The organism is Streptomyces cinnabarinus, assembly GCF_027270315.1.
GTDB lineage: Bacteria > Actinomycetota > Actinomycetes > Streptomycetales > Streptomycetaceae > Streptomyces > Streptomyces cinnabarinus.
In genome coordinates this window covers 8,657,963-8,676,012 of record NZ_CP114413.1, presented here as the reverse complement: position 1 = coordinate 8,676,012, position 18,050 = coordinate 8,657,963, and the positions used below count along the sequence as shown (strand labels likewise).

Here is an 18,050-nt window from a genome sequence, read left to right as displayed (position 1 = left end):
AGCAGCACCTTCTGTCAACGGAGATGACCTGCAAGCCCCAGAAGACCTCACCAACATCAACAGCACCTCGGAATTAAGGAGTTGACGCCCAATGGATTGACAGGCCCATGTCCGCGCGCCAGGCTCCGGGAGAGCGCTCTCCCATCGGCACGGGACGCCGAGCCCCTCCTTCGTTCAGGAGAGAACGTGTTCAGACCCCACACCCATGTCCTCGCGCGCACCCGCGCCGGAACCCTCCTTCTCACCCTCCTCGCCCTACTGGCCTCGACGTTGACCGTCCTGACGGCGCCGGCCGCCCAAGCCGCCGACACCCTGCTGTCCCAGGGCCGGACCGCCACCGCCTCCTCCGCCGAGGGCGGCGCCTTCCCCGCCTCCGCCGCCGTCGACGGCGATCTCACCGGCACCAGGTGGGCCAGCCAATGGAGCGACCCGCAGTGGATCCAGGTCGACCTCGGCGACCGCAAGAACCTCAGCCGCGTGATACTGACCTGGGAGGCGGCCTACGGCAAGGCGTACCAGATCCAGGCCTCCGACAACGGCACCGACTGGCGGACCCTGACCTCGGTGACCGACGGAAACGGCGGCACCGACGAACTCACCGTCTCCGGCTCCGGCCGGTATGTGCGGATGTACGGCACGGCCCGGCCCGGCGCCTACGGCTACTCGCTGTGGGAGCTCCAGGTCTACGGCGCCGCCGGCGAGGACCCACCGTCCTCCGGCGGCGCGGTCAAGGTGACCGGCACGCCGGGCAACTGGCAGCTGAGCGTGGACGGCCGCCCCTACACCATCAAGGGCCTCACCTGGGGCCCCTCCGTCGCGGACGCGGCGAAGTACCTGCCGGACGTCAGGTCCATGGGCGCCAACACCATCCGCACCTGGGGCACGGACGGCTCCACCAAGCCGCTGCTCGACGAGGCCGCGGCCAACGGCATCCGCGTCATCAACGGCTTCTGGCTCCAACCTGGTGGCGGGCCCGGCAGCGGCGGCTGCGTCAACTACGTGACGGACGCGGCGTACAAGAGCGCCATGCTGACCGAGTTCGCCAAGTGGGTCGAGACGTACAAGAGTCACCCAGCCACCCTGCTGTGGAACGTCGGCAACGAATCCGTGCTCGGCCTGCAGAACTGCTACAGCGGCGAGGAGTTGGAGCGCCAGCGCAACGCGTACACGACGTTCGTCAACGACGTCGCCAAGCGGATCCACTCGATCGACCCCGACCACCCGGTCACCTCCACCGACGCGTGGACCGGCGCCTGGCCGTACTACAAGCGCAACGCGCCCGACCTCGACCTGTACGCGGTCAACGCCTACGGCGATCTCTGCGGCGTCCGCCAGCGCTGGGAAGAGGGTGGCTACACCAAGCCGTACATCATCACCGAGGGCGGTCCGGCCGGTGAGTGGGAGGTGCCGGACGACGCCAACGGCGTGCCGGACGAGCCCACCGACGTGCAGAAGCGCGACGGCTACACCAAGGCGTGGAACTGCGTCACCGGACACCAGGGCGTCGCGCTCGGCGCCACGCTCTTCCACTACGGCACCGAGCACGACTTCGGCGGCATCTGGTTCAACCTGCGTCCCGACGGGCTGAAGCGGCTGTCGTACTACGCCGTCAAGCAGGCCTACGCGGGCTCCACCGCGGGCGACAACACCCCGCCGGTGATCAGCGACATGGCGGTGTCCCCCGCCGGATCCGCGCCCGCCGGGCGGGAGTTCACCGTCCGCGCCGACGTCCGCGACCCGGACAACGACACGCTCACGCACAAGATCTTCCTCAGCGCCAACTACGCGGGCAACGACAAGCGCCTCGTCGAGGCCCAGTGGCGGTCCACCGGCAACGGCACCTTCGCCGTCACCGCGCCGCAGAAGCTGGGCGTCTGGAAGGTCTACCTCCAGTCGGAGGACGGTCACGGCAACGCCGGTATCGAGACCAGGTCGGTCAAGGTCGTGCCGCCGCCCGTCGCCGGTCCCAACCTGGCCCTGAACCGGCCAGCCACGGCCTCGTCGTACCAGAAGGAGTACGGCGACTGCCCCTGTGCGCCCGCCAGGGCTGCCGACGGGAACATGGGCACCCGCTGGGCCAGTGACTGGAGCGACCCGCAGTGGATCGCGGTGGATCTGGGCGCCCCCACCACGGTCAGCAAGGTCCAGCTCGTGTGGGACCCCGCCTACGGCAAGGCCTACGAGGTGCAGGTGTCCGACGACGGCGGCAACTGGCGCACGGTGCACGCGACTACGAGCGGCGACGGGGATGTGGACGGCATCGAGTTCGCCGCGACGACGGCCCGCCATGTGCGGCTGCAGCTGACCCAGCGCGGCACCGGCTGGGGCTACTCCCTGTACGAGTTCGGCATCTACCGCTGACTGGAGTCCTCATGAGACGACGTTCCAAGCCCCTCCCCGCTCTGCTCATCACCACCGCGCTGATCGCCACCCTGCTCGGGGTGGGATCGACCGCGCTGGCCGACGGGCCCGACACGACTTCGGCCGCGGCCTCCGCACACGCGGGCCACACCATGGCCTTGTCCGCGGTGCCGTCCGGTGACGATCCGGACGGCGACGGCTACATCCCGGCGAACCCGCCGGTCACCGGAGTCACCCCGTCGGACAAGGAGCCACCACCCCGCTACTTCCACGAGTTCCAGGCCAACTGCGCGGTCACGCACACCGCGCCCGACGACCCGATCGTCTACCCGAACCAGCCGGGCAGCTCCCACGACCACACGTTCATGGGCAACACCTCCACCGACGCGCGGAGCACGACCGCCTCCCTGTACGGCGGTACCACCACCTGCAAGGCGCCGGGCGACTCATCGGCGTACTGGATGCCGTCGCTGTACAAGGGCAACCGCAAGGTGCTGCCGACCGGGCCTCAGGTCATCTACTACAAGACGGGTGTCACCGACTACACCAGCGTGCGGCCGTTCCCCAAGGGGCTGCGGTTCGTGGTCGGCAGCCCGATGCAGAGCGCGGAGGAGTTCCGTGACCACCGTGGGTGGGTGGAGGGCTGGGAGTGCGGCGACAGCTACCGCAACGTCGACTTCCCGCAGAACTGCCCCACGGGCACTCAGCTCAACATCCGTATGCAGTCGCCGAGTTGCTGGGACGGCCGCTATCTGGACACGCCGGACCACAAGAGCCACCTGGCCTACCCGGTCGTCAAACCCGGCACGAACAACAACGTCTGTCCGGCAAGCCATCCGGTGGCACTGCCGATGGTCGAGTTCAAGATGGCGTTCCCGGTGGACGGTGACATGTCGCAGGTCCGGCTGGCGAGCGGGCGCGGCTACTCGTTCCACTACGACTTCTTCAACGCCTGGCACGAGCCGACGCTGAAGGCCCTGGTCGACCACTGCGTCGTGGGTGGCCTGCAGTGCGACGCCCGCGGCTACGACGAGACACATCCGGAGGCGGGCGCGGCGCTGGGCCCCGACTACCGGCTGCCCTGACCTTCACCAACTCCCTTGACCGCCCGGTTCGTTGCGCCTTCAAGTCCCCGCTGCGCAACGGGCCGGGCATCCGCCGTCGTCCCTCACGCCGACGCGCGGACCACCAGCTCCGGTTCGAAGATGACCGACGTGGGCTCGGTGCGGGCTCCTTCGATGTGCTCCTGGAGCAACTGCGCCATCGTGCCCGCCATCTCCTCCATCGGCTGGCGGACGGTGGTCAGCGTCGGCCGGCAGGCAAGAGCCGCGCTGGAGTCGTCGAACCCGACCACGGCCACGTCCTCCGGCACTCGCCTGCCGCCCTCCCGCAGCACCTCGCAGGCACCCTGCGCCATCAGGTCGTTGGCGACGAACACCCCGTCGATCTGCGGGTGTTCGGCCAGCAGTCGCGCCATCGCCGCGGCGCCGCTGTCGTAGGTGAAGCCGCCCTCGGCGATCGGGATGTACGGGTGACCGCGCCGCGCCAGTGCGTCCCGGAACCCGGCGAGCCGGTCCTGCCCGGCGGGTACGTCCAGCGGCCCGGTGACCGTCGCCAGCCGCCGGCAGCCCCGGGCCAGCAGATGTTCCGCGGCCAGTCGGCCGCCATCGGCGTGGGCCAGGTCCACGTAGCTGACCGGGACGGGGCGGGCCGGGCGCGCGAACAGCACGCAGGGCAGGGCCGCTTCGGCGAGCAGCTCCGGGAGCGGGTCCTCCGCGTGCGTGGAGACGACCAGCGCGCCGTCCGCGCTGCCCTGTCGCAGATAGGCCACCACTTCGGCGCGGGTCGCCTCGGAGTCCGCGAACATCAGCACCGGGTGCATCGAGCGGGGGCGCAGAAAGTCGATCACTCCTCCGGCGACCCGGCCGAAGAAGGGGTCCGCGAGCATCCGGGCGGCGAACGAACCCTTCTCGCCCTCGGGTTCGCCCGCGCCGGAGACGACGAGTGCGATGGTCTCGGCCCGCCGGGTGACCAGGGAACGCGCGGCCCTGTTCGGTGAGTACCCGGTACGCGCGACCGCGTCGCGCACCGCGCTCTGGATGTCGGGATCGACGTTCCGCACCCCGTTGATGACCCGGGATACGGTCGCCCGCGAGACCCCCGCCTCCCGAGCGACGTCCTCCAGGGTGGGCAGCCGCCTGATCATGCCCGCACCCTACCCGGTGGGCGGCGCTTGGGGGAGCGCTCTCCCACTACGGAGCCCACCCGCTCTTTTGGGGCTCCCGCCCCCCGTCAGCTGGACGACCCCTTGCCCTGGTAGCGCTGGGCGAGCCGGGCGAGGGCGACCGCGCCGAGCAGGAGACCGAAGTCGCGCAGCGCGATGTCGTAGTAGTCGGGGATGGTCAGCAGGTTGACGATGATGCCGGCCAGCCACCCGGCGACCAGCCAGCCCCCGAAGCTGGGGGCGAAGGCGACGACGAGGCCCGCGACGATCTCGATCACGCCGACGGCGTACATGGCCTGCTGGGCGGTGCCGGGGACGACGTCGTTGATCCAGGGCGCGAGGTAGCCGGGCCAGTCGACGAGGAGGTTGGCGAACTTGTCCAGGCCGAACAGGATCGGCGCCACGGTGAATCCCACCCGCAGGATGAGAAACGCCTGGTAGGCGGGATCGGCGAGCGTTCCTCGCCCGTGGGCGGTGGTGGCTGGGGTTGTGGTCGCGGACGACATGACGCCCTCCTTCTATAGGCAACCCTTATTAGCAATAGAAGCGCGGGGAATCTCTTTAGTCAATAGCCGTGGGTTTTACACTGGTGATCGTGGACCGCCCGAAGGAAACCCGTCCCCGTCCCGACGTCTCCGCCGTCGCCGCGCTCGACGAGCCGACCCGCCGGAGGCTCTACGACCACGTCGTACGCCGGACGAGCCCGGTCAGCCGTGACGAAGCCGCCGAGGCCCTCGGCCTCGCCCGCAAGACCGTGGCGTTCCACCTCGACCGCCTGGCCGACGAATCGCTGCTGGACGTCGTCTACGAGCGGCGCAGCGGACGCACCGGCCCCGGCGCGGGCCGGCCCGCCAAGCTCTACAAGCGCTCCGCCAGGGAGTTCTCCGTCAGCCTCCCGGAACGCCAGTACGAGCTGGCCGGACGACTGCTCGCCCAGGCGCTGGAGGAGTCCGAGGCCACCGGCGAAGCGGTCCGTACGGTCCTGCACCGGAAGGCGCATGAGCTCGGCACACAGATCGCCGGGGCGGACGGGGCGGACGCGTTCACCGTCCTCGACGAGCACGGCTTCGAGCCCCGCGCCGAGGGTGACGCGGTCGTCCTGGGCAACTGCCCCTTCCACGCGCTCGCCCGCGAGCACACCCAGACGGTGTGCGGCATGAACCTCCACCTGCTGCGCGGCGTACTGGACGGGCTCGACGAGAGCACGCTCCAGGCACATCTGGCGCCGAGCCCCGGACGCTGCTGCGTCCGCCTGGAACCGGCTCCGTCACCGCGCACCACGGCTCGCCCGTCCTGAAGCATCACGGACCGCGGGCCCCTCGGCGACCCTGCGGAACCGTTCCGCCCGACGCCGTGTCCTCCTTCGCAGGGAAGGTTCCACGCCACGCGACCATTTGCGACAGGGGGATCGCGCCATGGGTCTCGTACGTTTAGGACCACGTTCCAAAGGCTGGGCCGTCGGGGGGATCCTCGGGCTGGCCGTGCTGTACGTCGTCGGAGTGTTCGCCTTCGGCGGGGCGGGATGGTTCATCGCCCCGTTCCACGACGGGGAGGACGAGCCCGAGGACACCGTGGAATCGGTCGAGTTCCACCGGACCACGTACGAGGAGTTCGCCGATCTGTGCGAGGCCGCGCAGAACGCCGAGGGAACGATCGAGGCGCTCCAGGAGGAGCGCAAGGCCGCCACGGCGGTCCGCGCGACGCAGATCGACCAGTCGATCACCGCGCTGAAGGCCACGCGGATCGAGTCGGTCAACGCCTACAACTCCAAGGCCGCCCAGGAACACCGCGCGCCCTTCCGGGACAAGAACCTGCCCTACCGGCTGGACGCCACCGCCGAGCACACGACCTGCGCCCACTGATTCCCCACCGCACGCCGGGAGGAAGGCAGTTCCGCATGAAACGACTCGCACGCATGGTCCTGGTCACCGTCTTCGCGCTCGTCGCGGGCCTCGCCCTGACGTCCTGCACCGACGACACCAGCCAGGACAAGGAGAACAAGGCCAAGCAGGAGAACTACGACCATCTCGTCGCGCAGCAGCCGGCGGGCCGGATGGAGTACTCGCCGACGCGTGAGGCGATCAACCAGTGGATCAAGACGTGGGGCAAGCGCGGCAAGCTCTCCTACGTCTACATCCAGAACGCCAGGGGCGAGTACGGGTACTTCATCATGAAGGGTCTCCCCGTGCCCCGCTGCAAGATGCTCACCCCGACGGACAGGGTGGAGTCCAGCTCCGACGGCGTGGCGGTCCTTCCGCAGCCCGGCATGGACGGCACCTATTCATCGGGCTCCACCTGCAACGCGTACTACGGCTTCGACGCCACGACCGGCGCCTACATGGAGTTCACGGTCGGTACGAACCAGTCGTTCTTCCTGTTCGACAAACCCATGACGATGCCGGAGTACGCGAGCGCCAAGCAGTTGGGGCCGACCTCGGTGAAGGACGTCAAGAACAAGCCCTGACTCAGGTGGTGACGGAGCAGGCTCGTGTTCGAGCCGTCGTGGCGTGGCAGCTCAGCCGAGGGTGAGCAGCTCCTCGTAGAAGCCGCCGAACTCCCGCTCGCGGTCGATGAGATGGACCTCCAGGATCCAGTGGCAGCGGCGCCCGGCCTTGTCGGTGCGCCGCATGGGGGTGTCGTTGGCGGGCGCGATGTACGACTCCACGTCCGCGCCGTCGATCGACTCGTGCGGGAACTCGCCGACCAGGTGCCCGGCGTGCCAGGCGCCCAGCTCCCAGCCGGCCTCCGCGGCCAGCCGCTCCACCTCGACGTAGAGCTGCTTGCCGGTGATGTCGGGACGGTCGGCGAAGTACCGCTTTCCCGCGGCGAAGATCCTCGCGAGGTCGTCGCGCAGCCGGTGCTTGACCGGGTCCTCGCCCAGCACGAAGGTCCGCCCGAAGTCGGCCTCGAACTCCTCGAAGATCGGGCCGAAGTCCGCGAACACGATGTCGTCCGTGCCGATCACCCGGTCCGGCGGGTTCTCCCGGTACGGCTTCAGTGTGTTCGGGCCCGAGCGCACGATCCGCTTGTGCCAGTGCCGGGTCGTGCCGAACAGCTCGTTCGCCAGATCCCGCACCCGGTCGCTGACCGCCCGCTCGCCCTCCCCGGGCGCGATCAGCCCGCGCGTCTCGATCTCCGCGAAGAGCCGCTCGGCCTTCGCCTGAGCGTCCAACAGCCGTGCCGCGCGTATGGATTCATCGTTCGTCATGGGACATACCCTATGTTTCTAGATCATTTAGCCGCAACCAGGAACCCTCGTTCAGGTCACTCGGACCGCCCGCGCCAGGAAATGGCTCCGGGCGTCCTCGCAGCAGGCGAGGGACCAGCCGGCGGCGTGCAGCGCCGGGCGCAGGTTCTCCTCGGCCAGCGGGTCACTCGGGTCGAGGGGGCGGCCATGGCGGGCGGCGCGTTCGGCGCGGCCCGAGGGGTGATAGAGCAGCAGCACTCCGTCCCGCGCGGTCACCCTCGCCCATTCGCCCAACGCCTGGGCCGGGTCCGGCACATGGTTGATCAGGCCCGCGCTGAAGACACCGTCCACCGCCCCGGCCGCCAGGGGCAGTCGGCAGGCGTCGGCCATGAGGAGCCGGGCGAGACCCGAGCGGCCCTCTTTCGCCGTGGCAGTGAGCATCGCCGGGGTCAGTTCCACTCCCAGCACCAGCCCCTCGGCGCCGACTTCCGTCCGAAGTGCGGGCAGCGCGCGTCCGCTTCCGCAGCCCACGTCCAGGGCCCGTTGGCCGGGACACAGGCCCATCCGGGCGACGGCGGCCGCGTACCGGGGGCCGTCGACGGCGAAGCGCTCCTCCCAGGCCGCCGCCTTGGGCGTGAAGAACGTGCGGGTCGCGCTGCGTGCCGCACGACTGGCGACGAGCGCCGCGAAGCGGGGCAAGACCGCGTCAGCGGGTGAGGTGACGGCGTCGGCCGTCTCCGCACGGAACTCAATCCCCCAGGCCGAGCCGCCGATCCGGAACGCCCGCAAGCCGAGGTTGTCGCTGCTTCCGTGGGGCACGCGCCAGGCGTCGGGGACACCGGCGAACAGCGGATCGTTCCACGCGGCCGCCACGGCTCCAGGCCGGGCCTCGCCGCCGGCCGCCCGGGTGAGGAGCTCAGCGCCTTCGCCGACCCCGAGGACGGGGACCTCGGCCTCCAACGCCGTACGCAGCAGCGTGAGTTCCGCCGGACGAACGGGAACCTTCTCTCGCGTCGACGCGGTCTCGCCCATCACCACCAGCCCGGCGGCGTCCCCCAAGGCGGCGGGGACCGGGTCACCCGCCCACGTGCGACACATCCGTACCCGCAGCTCCGCACCCGGGTCGAACGGCCCTTCCCGCGGCGCGAGTTCGACCACCAGGAGGTGCGTGGTGGAAGCCGTGCTCACTCGTCGCCTCTCCTCACGCCCATGCGGGGTATCCGCCGTCCACGCGTACCGCGGTGATCCCGCTGATGTACCGGGCCCCGCAGCGGTCCTGCGGCAGCACGAGCTGGGGTCCGGCCCGGTCCAGCGGGTTGTCGTCGAGGGTGACCGCCAGCAGCACGGGAGCCCGCCCGAAGTCCGGGTCGATCTCCGCCCAGGACAGCAGCGTGTGATGGCCGTCCGCTCCGGTCACGGCGATCAGGAAGCGCAGCCGGTCCTTGCGCCGGGCGGGGTCGAAACCCGGCTCGGCGGCGGACAGCACGTCGTACAGCAGAGGCCCGGTGAAGCGGTGCCGCTGCACCCCGCTCGTGGCGCACTCGAAACTGACCTCCGCCCCGCACTGAGGCCAGGCCAGCAGATCGGGCACGGTCAGCCGGGACGGCCGGCCCAGATCACCGGAGAGCACCACCTCCGCCATCGGAACGGCGGCCGTACGGGCACCTGCGAGGGACTGACTCACGGGCTACCACCTCCCCGGTGACCGTACCCGAACCGGCCAGCCGCACAAACGCAGATACCACCCGTAGAAAGCCACAAGGCTGCTCATGCGATGCACCAGGGGACATTAACCTCGCAGGTGCGGCAGTATGCTCAGCGTATGCACACCTACCGGATCGGTGAAGCAGCCGCCTTACTGGGCGTCAGCGCGGACACGATGAGGCGTCGGGTGGACGGCGGGAAACTGCACGCCGAAACGCGACGACTCCGGCCGCCGCGTCATGCCCGGAGCCGCCCTGGCGGACTTCGCCCGGCAGGTGCACCGCCCGGACCGGGAGAACCCCGGCTCCTCGGCCCGCAACCGCCTGACCGGCCCGGCGTACCGGCGATCGCAGTGATCAAGTCGACCAACGTCGTCATCGAAAGACCTTGAGAAGCGTTTCCCAAGAAGGAGTACATCCGTGTCGACCTCTACCGTGCGCCGGACCCGTCACACCCACCGGAGACAGTGGGTGAGCGGTGCGAGCGCAGTCGCCCTGCTGGCGTTGAGCGCCTGCTCGTCCGACTCGGACTCGTCCGGTTCGGACACCTCCGAGTCGGCCTCCGACAAGGGCAAGCTCTCCGGCACGGTGACCGTGTTCGCCGCCGCCTCCCTGAAGGAGAGCTTCGAGAAGCTGGGCAAGCAGTTCGAGCGGGAGAACCCGGGCACGAAGGTCGTCTTCAGCTTCGGTGGCAGCGACTCGCTGGCCGCGAGCATCACCGGGGGCGCCCCGGCGGATGTCTTCGCCTCCGCCAGCCCCAAGACGATGAAGATCGTCACGGATGCCGGGGACGCCTCGGGGACGCCCGCGACGTTCGTACGCAACCAGCTGGAGATCGCCACCCTGCCGGGCAACCCGGACGAGATCGCCTCCCTGAAGGACCTCACGAAGTCCTCCCTGAAGGTCGTGCTCTGCGACGAGGAGGTGCCCTGCGGCGCCGCCGCGCAGAAGGCCCTGGAAGCCAGTGACCTCAAGCTCACGCCGGTCTCCTACGAGCAGGACGTCAAGGCCGCGCTGACCAAGGTCGAGCTCAAGGAGGCGGATGCCGCGGTCGTCTACAAGACCGATGTGAAGGCCGCCGGTGACAAGGTGGAGGGCGTGGACTTCCCCGAGTCGGCCGACGCCATCAACGACTACCCGATCGCCCTGCTCAAGGACGCGCAGAACACCGACGCCGCCAAGGCGTTCATCACCCTCGTCCAGTCCGCGGAAGGGCAGCGGGTCCTGACCGAGGCCGGATTCCTCAAGCCGTAGGACCGGTCACCGGCTACGGCCACAGCATGTGGCGCTCCCACGGGCCGGTGCGGTGGGAGCGTTCGTAGCGCAGCCGAGTGTGCAGGCGGTCCTTGTCCGCCTGCCAGAACTCGACGGCCGTCGGGACGAGGGTGTGCAGTGTCCACTCGGGGCTGACCAGGTCGGGCTGGGACTCGATCCGGGCCAGCGCCGCGCGAAACGCCGACTCACGCTCCTCGGCGCTGTGCAGGTGCCGGCTCTGACAGCCCAGGAGCACCTCGGCGCGCGCCGAGGGCGACCGGGCCAGCAGGTCGGCTGCGCTCCGCTCGGGGGACGCGGGTTCGACGGTGCCCCGCACTCGTATCTGTCGTCCCTGCTGGGACCAGTAGAAGGTAAGCGCCGCGCGCGGCCGACCGGCCAGCTGAAGGCCCTTGGGGCTGTGGGCGTGGACGGCGAACTGCCAGCCGTCGTCGTCCACGTTCTTCAGGATGAGCACTCGGGCGTCCGGGCCGCCGTCCTCGCCGACGGTCGACAAGGTCATGGCGTGGGCGTCGGGCACACCCGCGGCGACCGCCTCGCGCAGCCAGCCGAGGAACAGTTCGACCGGTTCCGCCGGTGCGTCGGCGGGATCGAACTCCGCCGACGGCCCGGCGAACACCTCCAGGCTCCGCAGCCAGTCCCGCACACTCATCGGCTGCTGGGCACCTTGGGGATCCATGAGTTCTCCTCAGTGGGCGCTGCGGGACGGCGGATCGGGACGGACTGCCGCCGTGCGGGCGCAGCCCGCGGCGAGCCGGAGGCTCTGGGCGACGGCGTGCGGGATGTCCTCGACCGGGAACAGTGTGTGCTGGACGGTCCGTTCGGCGTCGACGATCAGCATCAGGCGCTTGTGGCGCAGTCGGCCCGCGCCGCGGAACACCGGCAGCCGCAGGGCCGCGGCCAGTTGATGGGCGGCGTCGGAGAGGAGTGGGTACGGCAGTTCCTCCGCCCGGGCGAACTCCTGTTGCTCATGGATCAGCTGAGTACTGATGCCGCGTACGTCCACGCCTGCTCGCTGGAACTCGGGCCAGGCGTCCCGGAAGAGGCGGTGTTCCAGGGTGCAGCCCGCCGCTCCGGGGATCGGACCCCATTCGTCTCCCGTGCCGGGGTAGGTGAACAGCACGGTCGCGGCACTGTCCGGTGCGACGAGCGGCAGGTCGGCACCCTGCCCGCCGGGCAGTTCAGGACCGTCCGGGAGGCGCGTGCCGACCAGGGCGTGGACGCGGGCGTGCTCGGCGCTCTCGGCGTCGGCTGTCGCGGTGAGACTTCCGTCACCCAGGACCCACCGGTCACCCCAGTCCTGCATGGCGACGAGCAGGGGCAGCAGGGCCGCACCGGCGTCGGTGAGCAGGTACTCGTAGCGCACCGGACGCCGTTGATAGAGGCTGCGGTTCAGCACCCCGCTCGCGACGAGGCGGCCGAGCCGCTCGCTGAGGACCTTGCGGGACAGGCCGATCTCCGCGGCCAAGGCGTCGAACCGGACGTGTCCGCGGGCGACTTCGCGCAGCACCAGCACGTTCCACCAGTCCCCCAGCACCATGGCGGCCTGGGCGATGCCGCAGTTCTCGTCGGCGTTGTGCATCCTCATGCGCCCATAGTAAGTTCCTTTTCGGGACTCACTTTGTTTCCTGATGAAACTTACCCGATCCGAGCGAAACCTATCGCCCGCCCTGCGCGGGCCCTGCGTGAGGAGCTGCACCGTGACCGCCATCAGCCGGGTCGTCGCACGGGAGATCATCGACAGCCGGGGCAATCCCACCGTCGAGGTCGACGTAGAGCTCAAGGACGGATCACTCGGCCGCGCGGCCGTCCCCTCGGGCGCCTCCACCGGCGCGCGCGAGGCGGTGGAACTCCGTGACGGCGACCCGACCCGCTACCACGGCAAGGGAGTTCGACGCGCGGTCGACGCCGTGAACGAGAGCATCGCCGACGCCGTGATCGGACTGCACGCCGAGGACCAGGCGACCGTCGACTACACGATGATCGAGCTGGACGGCAGCGACACCAAGTCCCGACTCGGCGCCAATGCCCTGCTCGGCGTCTCCCTGGCCACCGCCAAAGCCGCGGCGGCCGCCCACCGGCTCTCGCTGTACCGCTACATCGGCGGCATCGACGCCCGGCTGCTGCCGGTGCCGATGATGAACATCGTCAACGGCGGCGCCCACGCCGACAATCCGCTGGACTTCCAGGAGTTCATGATCGCCCCCATCGGCGCCACCTCCTTCGCCGAGGCGGTCCGCATGGGCTCGGAGGTCTTCCACACTCTGCGCGGCAGCCTCGTCGCCGCCGGCCACAGCGTCAACGTCGGCGACGAGGGCGGCTTCGCACCCGACCTGCGCACCGCGGACGAGGCCCTGGACTTCGTCGTCCGCGCCATCGAGCAGAGCGGGTACAAGCCCGGCACCGACATCACTCTGGTCATGGACCCGGCCACGTCGGAGTTCTTCCGCGATGGCGTCTACGACTACGCGGGCGAGGGTGTACGCCGCACTCCTGCCGAACACGCCGACTACCTGGCCACGTTGGTCGACCGCTACCCCGTGGCCTCCATCGAGGACCCGATGGCCGAGGACGACCACGAGGGATGGCGCGCGCTGACCGCCCGGCTCGGCGATCGCTGCCAGCTCACCGGTGACGACGTCTTCTGCACCAACGAGGCGCTGTTGAGCGCCGGGATCCGCGACGGGATCGCCAACTCGATCCTGGTGAAGGTCAATCAGATCGGGACCCTCACCGAGACGCTGGCCACAGTCGCCACCGCGCACCGCGCGGGATACACGGTCGTGATGTCCCACCGCTCCGGTGAGACCGAGGACACCACCATCGCCGACCTCGCCGTCGCCACCGGCTGCGGCCAGATCAAGACCGGCTCGCTGTCCCGCTCCGACCGCACCGCCAAGTACAACCAGCTCGTCCGCATCGAGGAGGAGCTCGGGGCGCAGGCCCGGTACGCGGGCGGGGAAGCGCTGGGGCTCCGCCGCTGACCAGGCCGGACGTGTCCCGGGCGCTCCGCCTCCCCGCCTCACACGACGCCGCCGTGGTGTGTGCGTGGGGTGTAACCCCCCGCACTCCCGACGTGTGACGGGTCGGAAATTCGATCTTCTTACGGTGATGATCGTGGGTCGGTGCCATGGACGGGCGCACCGGCTCGGGCAGCACCAGCGCGACGGGGTGGAGTATCGGTGGCATCTGACTCGAAGGACGGCGGCGTCCGTACGGTCTGCTCGTACTGCGGGGTGGGCTGCGGCATCGTGCTCGACATCATCCGGGACCCCATCGACGGCCGTCGTCGCGCGGCCAGGGCGTCCGGTGACAAGGAGCACCCCGCCAACTTCGGGCGGCTGTGCACCAAGGGGTCGACGAGTGCGGACATGATGGCCGCGCCCGGACGGCTCGGGAAGGCTCTCGTGCGTGCCGAGCGCGGTGCGGAGCCGGTCGAGTCGGACGTCGACGAGGCGATCGCCTCGGTCGCCGGCCGGCTGCGGGCGATCCTCGACGAGCACGGGCCCGACGCGCTGTCCTTCTATGTCTCCGGGCAGATGTCCCTGGAGGCGCAGTACCTGGCGAACAAGCTGGCCAAGGGCTTCGTCCGCACCAACCAGATCGAGTCGAACTCCCGGCTGTGCATGGCATCGGCGGGCTCGGGCTACAAGCTGTCCCTGGGGGCGGACGGCCCGCCCGGCTCCTACCAGGACTTCGACCGCGCGGACGCGTTCTTCGTGATCGGCGCCAACATGGCCGACTGCCACCCGATCCTCTTCCTGCGCATGATGGACCGCGTGAAGTCGGCGGGCGCCAAGCTCATCGTCGTCGACCCGCGCCGCAACGCCACCGCCGACAAGGCCGACCTCTTCCTCCAGATCAGGCCCGGCACCGATCTCGCCCTGCTGAACGGCCTGCTGCACCTGCTCCACGCGAACGGGCACACCGATGCCGAGTTCATCGCGGAGTTCACCGAGGGCTGGCAGGAGATGCCCGACTTCCTCGCGGACTACCCGCCCGAGAAGGTCGCGGAGATCACCGGCATCCCGGAGGCGGACATCCGTCGGGCCGCCGAGTGGATCGGTGCGGCCGGCGAGTGGATGAGCTGCTGGACCATGGGCCTGAACCAGTCCACCCACGGCACCTGGAACACCAACGCCCTGGTCAATCTGCACCTCGCCACGGGCGCCCTGTGTCGTCCGGGCTCCGGCCCCTTCTCGCTGACCGGTCAGCCCAACGCCATGGGCGGCCGCGAGATGGGCTACATGGGCCCCGGTCTGCCCGGCCAGCGCTCCGTCCTGGTCGACGCCGAGCGCGCCTTCGTCGAGAAGCTGTGGAAGATACCCGAGGGCTCCCTGCGCACCGAGGTCGGGCGCGGCACCGTCGAGATGTTCGAGCAGATGGCCGCCGGGGACATCAAGGCGTGCTGGATCATCTGCACCAACCCGGTCGCCTCCGTCGCCAACCGCAAGAACGTCATCGCCGGTCTTGAGGCCGCCGAACTCGTCATCGCCCAGGACGTGTTCGCCGAGACCGAGACCAACGCCTACGCCGATGTCGTCCTGCCCGCGACGCTGTGGGCGGAGTCCGACGGCGTGATGATCAACTCCGAGCGGAATCTCACCCTCGCGCAGGGAGTCGTCGACGCGCCCGGACAGGCGCTCCCCGACTGGCAGTTGATCGCCCGGGTGGCCTGCGAGATGGGCTTCGCCGAATCCTTCACGTACGCCTGCGCCGAGGAGGTCTTCGAGGAGCTCAAGCAGGCGTGGAACCCCAAGACCGGCTGGGACCTGCGTGGTGTGACCTACGACCGGCTGCGCACCACACCCGTCCAGTGGCCGGCGCCGAGCGTGGACGGCCCGGACCACAACCCGATCCGCTATCTCAACGACGGCGTCAGCCAGGCCCTCCTGGAACGCGAGGACGGCACCTGCCCCCGTCTGGTCTTCCCGACCGCGAGCGGACGGGCCCAGTTCTTCGCCCGCCCGCACCTGCCGGCCGCCGAACTCCCGGACGACGACTACCCCTTCGTCCTCAACACGGGCCGCCTCCAGCACCAGTGGCACACGATGACCAAGACCGGCAAGGTCGCCAAGCTCAACAAGCTCAACCCCGGACCGTTCGTGGAGGTCCATCCCGACGACGCCGGGGCGCTGGGCGTGAGCGAGGGCGACCATCTCGAAGTCGCCTCCCGCCGCGGGCGGGCCGTACTGCCCGCCGTGGTGACCGACCGGGTCCGGCCCGGCACATGCTTCGCTCCCTTCCACTGGAACGACCTCTTCGGCGAGTACCTCAGCATCAACGCCGTCACCAGCGACGCCATCGACCCGATCTCCTTCCAGCCCGAGTTGAAGGTCTGCGCCGTCGCCCTCGCCAGGACGGCCGTCCCCGTCCCCGAGACCCCGACTGTGGCTCCCACCCCCTGGCCGGTACCGGCCGGACCGACTGACTCACCCGTCCACGTGCTCGCCACGCTCTTCGGCATCGGCGACTACGCCCCGAGGATCCTGGCCGAGCCGGAGCGCGAATACCTTTCCGGCTATCTCTCCGCCCTCACCGTCGCCCCACCCGACGGACGGGTCCCCGTGCTGCCTCCGAGCGCGCCCTTCTCCCGGGAGAACGCTCTCTGGGTCGACGGTGTGCTGGCCGGGATGTTCTCCCGCGCCGACGGACCCACCATCGCGGCCCCGGCCGCCGTACCGACCCGCCGTCTGCTCATCCTCTACGCGTCCCAGACAGGCAACGCCGAGGAGTTCGCCGCCACCGCCGCCGGCCGGCTCGCCGAGTCCGGCCGTGCCGTCGAGCTGCTGCCCATGGCCGAGGTGTCCCCGGCACACCTCACGGCGGACACCGATGTACTGATCGTCACCAGCACCTTCGGGGACGGCGACGCGCCCGACAACGGCGCCGACTTCTGGCAGCTGCTCTGCGCCCCGGACGCGGGACGGCTGGAGGGGATCCGGTACGCGGTCCTCGCCTTCGGTGACTCCAGCTACGACGACTTCTGCGGTCACGGCCGCCGCCTCGACGAGCGACTCGACGCGCTCGGGGCCACCCGGCTACTCCCCCGCACCGACTGCGAGCCCGACTTCGAGGACGACGCCGAGGACTGGCTCGGCCAGGTCGTCACCGCCCTGGCCACGGCCGACCGCCCGCAACCCGCGACGAGAACAGCGCCCACCACACCCGCGCCGACCAAGGCATCCCCCTTCGCCACCCTCCTCGTCGGCAACAGGCTGCTCAGCCTGCCCGGTTCCCAGAAGGAGGTCCGGCAGTTCGCCTTCGACACCCGCGACGGCGAACTCGCCTACGACGCGGGCGACGCCCTCGGTGTCTGGCCGACCAACGGCGCCCCGCTCGTCGCCGAATGGCTGGCCCTCACCGGCCTCGACCCCGATGAGGCGATCGACCTCGGCGACGGCACACCCCTTCCTCTTGAGGAAGCCCTGCGCACCCGGCTGGACATCGCCCGCATCACCACCGACCTGTTGAGGTTCGTGACGGATCGCACCGGCAACCACGACCTCAAGCGCCTGCTGCGGCCCGACAACAAGGACACCCTCGCGCAGTGGAGCTGGGGCCGCCAGGCCGCCGACGTCATCGCCGAGTTCCCCGTCCGGGCCCCGGTGCAGGAGTGGGCGGGTGTCCTCAAACGCCTCCAGCCCCGCCTGTACTCCATATCCTCCAGCCCGCTCGCCCACCCCAATGAGGTCCGCCTCACCGTCTCCGTCGTCCGCTACAGCAACGCCCTCGGCCGGGACCGCATGGGAGTGTGCTCGACGTACCTGTCCGACCACGCGGACGACGGCCCCGTCCAGGTCTTCGTCCAGCGCTCCCCCCACTTCCGCCCACCGGCCGACTCCGCCACGCCCATGATCATGGTGGGGCCCGGAACCGGCGTGGCCCCCTTCATCGGCTTCCTCCAGGAGCGCGAGGCCCGTGGCCACACCGGGCCCAACTGGCTCTTCTTCGGCGAACAGCGCCAGGCCACGGACTTCTACTACGAGCGGGAGCTGGCGGCGTACCGGGCATCGGGCCACCTCGACCGCCTCGACCTCGCCTTCTCCCGCGACCAGCGCAACAAGGTCTACGTCCAGGACCGGATGCGCGAACACGGCCCCCGCCTGTGGCAGTGGCTCCAGGACGGCGCCCACTTCTACGTCTGCGGCGACGCCACGCGCATGGCCAAGGACGTCGACGAGGCCCTCAAGGACATCGCGACCACTCACGGCGGCCTGAGCCCCGACGAGGCCGCGGCCTACGTCAGGCGCCTTGCGGCGGACAAGCGCTACGTCCGCGACGTCTACTGACCCCGATCATG

The 18,050-nt window shown here is 70.1% G+C and carries 15 protein-coding genes and 1 pseudogene; 9 read left to right on the top strand and 7 right to left on the bottom strand.

Features of this window, described 5'->3' with window-relative positions:
* Nucleotides 1–186 precede the first annotated feature (186 nt).
* Together STRCI_RS39130 and STRCI_RS39125 are read left to right on the top strand one after the other, a co-directional pair.
* Nucleotides 187–2,361, top strand: coding sequence for a discoidin domain-containing protein (locus STRCI_RS39130; RefSeq protein WP_269663758.1), 2,175 nt, complete (start codon nt 187–189; stop codon nt 2,359–2,361).
* Nucleotides 2,362–2,372: 11 nt separating this feature from the next.
* On the top strand, nt 2,373–3,446 hold the full coding sequence (locus STRCI_RS39125; RefSeq protein WP_269663757.1) for a DUF1996 domain-containing protein: 1,074 nt from the start codon (nt 2,373–2,375) through the stop codon (nt 3,444–3,446).
* Between the two features lie 83 nt (nt 3,447–3,529).
* Here the strand turns inward: STRCI_RS39125 and STRCI_RS39120 are convergent, their stop codons facing one another.
* Nucleotides 3,530–4,567, bottom strand: a complete 1,038-nt coding sequence (locus tag STRCI_RS39120; protein WP_269663756.1) for a LacI family DNA-binding transcriptional regulator — start codon at nt 4,565–4,567, stop codon at nt 3,530–3,532.
* Between the two features lie 86 nt (nt 4,568–4,653).
* The gene (locus tag STRCI_RS39115) at nt 4,654–5,091 is read right to left on the bottom strand and encodes a hypothetical protein (RefSeq protein ID WP_269663755.1); all 438 of its coding nucleotides are present in this window, start codon (nt 5,089–5,091) and stop codon (nt 4,654–4,656) included.
* A gap of 83 nt (nt 5,092–5,174) precedes the next feature.
* On the opposite strand from STRCI_RS39115, the gene STRCI_RS39110 reads away from it, so the two are divergent.
* The 3 genes from STRCI_RS39110 to STRCI_RS39100 all read left to right on the top strand — a co-directional run bounded on the left by STRCI_RS39110 (nt 5,175) and on the right by STRCI_RS39100 (nt 7,049).
* Nucleotides 5,175–5,882, top strand: a complete 708-nt coding sequence (locus tag STRCI_RS39110; protein ID WP_269664759.1) for a helix-turn-helix transcriptional regulator — start codon at nt 5,175–5,177, stop codon at nt 5,880–5,882.
* Nucleotides 5,883–6,000: 118 nt separating this feature from the next.
* On the top strand, nt 6,001–6,447 hold the full coding sequence (locus STRCI_RS39105) for a hypothetical protein (RefSeq protein WP_269663754.1): 447 nt from the start codon (nt 6,001–6,003) through the stop codon (nt 6,445–6,447).
* 35 nt (nt 6,448–6,482) lie between these two features.
* Nucleotides 6,483–7,049 (top strand): hypothetical protein, encoded by a 567-nt coding sequence (locus STRCI_RS39100; protein WP_269663753.1) that lies wholly within the window; start codon nt 6,483–6,485, stop codon nt 7,047–7,049.
* 51 nt (nt 7,050–7,100) lie between these two features.
* Here the strand turns inward: STRCI_RS39100 and STRCI_RS39095 are convergent, their stop codons facing one another.
* From STRCI_RS39095 to STRCI_RS39085, 3 genes are read right to left on the bottom strand one after another with little or no spacing between them, the layout of a single operon-like run.
* A complete protein-coding gene (locus tag STRCI_RS39095) occupies nt 7,101–7,793 on the bottom strand; it encodes a M24 family metallopeptidase (RefSeq protein ID WP_269663752.1) in 693 nt (230 codons plus the stop codon).
* 51 nt (nt 7,794–7,844) lie between these two features.
* On the bottom strand, nt 7,845–8,960 hold the full coding sequence (locus tag STRCI_RS39090) for a methyltransferase domain-containing protein (protein WP_269663751.1): 1,116 nt from the start codon (nt 8,958–8,960) through the stop codon (nt 7,845–7,847).
* Between the two features lie 13 nt (nt 8,961–8,973).
* Entirely contained in the window at nt 8,974–9,456 is a 483-nt protein-coding gene (locus tag STRCI_RS39085; protein WP_269663750.1) for a molybdopterin-binding protein, read from the bottom strand.
* Nucleotides 9,457–9,594: 138 nt separating this feature from the next.
* On the opposite strand from STRCI_RS39085, the pseudogene STRCI_RS39080 reads away from it, so the two are divergent.
* Together STRCI_RS39080 and modA are read left to right on the top strand one after the other, a co-directional pair.
* Nucleotides 9,595–9,867: pseudogene (locus STRCI_RS39080) on the top strand (helix-turn-helix domain-containing protein).
* Between the two features lie 28 nt (nt 9,868–9,895).
* Entirely contained in the window at nt 9,896–10,729 is an 834-nt protein-coding gene (gene modA / locus STRCI_RS39075; protein ID WP_269663749.1) for a molybdate ABC transporter substrate-binding protein, read from the top strand.
* Nucleotides 10,730–10,742: 13 nt separating this feature from the next.
* Here modA and STRCI_RS39070 read toward each other — a convergent pair whose 3' ends face one another.
* On the bottom strand, nt 10,743–11,426 hold the full coding sequence (locus STRCI_RS39070; protein WP_269663748.1) for a pyridoxine/pyridoxamine 5'-phosphate oxidase: 684 nt from the start codon (nt 11,424–11,426) through the stop codon (nt 10,743–10,745).
* A gap of 9 nt (nt 11,427–11,435) precedes the next feature.
* Nucleotides 11,436–12,335: a winged helix-turn-helix transcriptional regulator gene (locus STRCI_RS39065; protein WP_269663747.1), complete on the bottom strand. Its 900-nt coding sequence runs from the start codon at nt 12,333–12,335 to the stop codon at nt 11,436–11,438.
* A 112-nt stretch (nt 12,336–12,447) separates the two neighbouring features.
* Between STRCI_RS39065 and eno the strand changes: the two genes are divergently transcribed.
* Entirely contained in the window at nt 12,448–13,731 is a 1,284-nt protein-coding gene (gene eno / locus STRCI_RS39060; RefSeq protein ID WP_269663746.1) for a phosphopyruvate hydratase, read from the top strand.
* 198 nt (nt 13,732–13,929) lie between these two features.
* Nucleotides 13,930–18,039, top strand: coding sequence for a bifunctional nitrate reductase/sulfite reductase flavoprotein subunit alpha (locus STRCI_RS39055; protein WP_269663745.1), 4,110 nt, complete (start codon nt 13,930–13,932; stop codon nt 18,037–18,039).
* Nucleotides 18,040–18,050 lie beyond the last annotated feature (11 nt).

Bases quoted from the DNA above. Each gene is read 5' to 3' on its own strand.
- STRCI_RS39125 (WP_269663757.1), top strand. From the start codon at position 2,373: ATGAGACGACGTTCCAAGCCCCTCCCCGCTCTGCTCATCACCACCGCG.
- STRCI_RS39120 (WP_269663756.1), bottom strand. From the start codon at position 4,567: ATGATCAGGCGGCTGCCCACCCTGGAGGACGTCGCTCGGGAGGCGGGG.
- STRCI_RS39115 (WP_269663755.1), bottom strand. From the start codon at position 5,091: ATGTCGTCCGCGACCACAACCCCAGCCACCACCGCCCACGGGCGAGGA.
- STRCI_RS39105 (WP_269663754.1), top strand. From the start codon at position 6,001: ATGGGTCTCGTACGTTTAGGACCACGTTCCAAAGGCTGGGCCGTCGGG.
- STRCI_RS39100 (WP_269663753.1), top strand. From the start codon at position 6,483: ATGAAACGACTCGCACGCATGGTCCTGGTCACCGTCTTCGCGCTCGTC.
- STRCI_RS39095 (WP_269663752.1), bottom strand. From the start codon at position 7,793: ATGACGAACGATGAATCCATACGCGCGGCACGGCTGTTGGACGCTCAG.
- STRCI_RS39070 (WP_269663748.1), bottom strand. From the start codon at position 11,426: ATGGATCCCCAAGGTGCCCAGCAGCCGATGAGTGTGCGGGACTGGCTG.
- STRCI_RS39065 (WP_269663747.1), bottom strand. From the start codon at position 12,335: ATGAGGATGCACAACGCCGACGAGAACTGCGGCATCGCCCAGGCCGCC.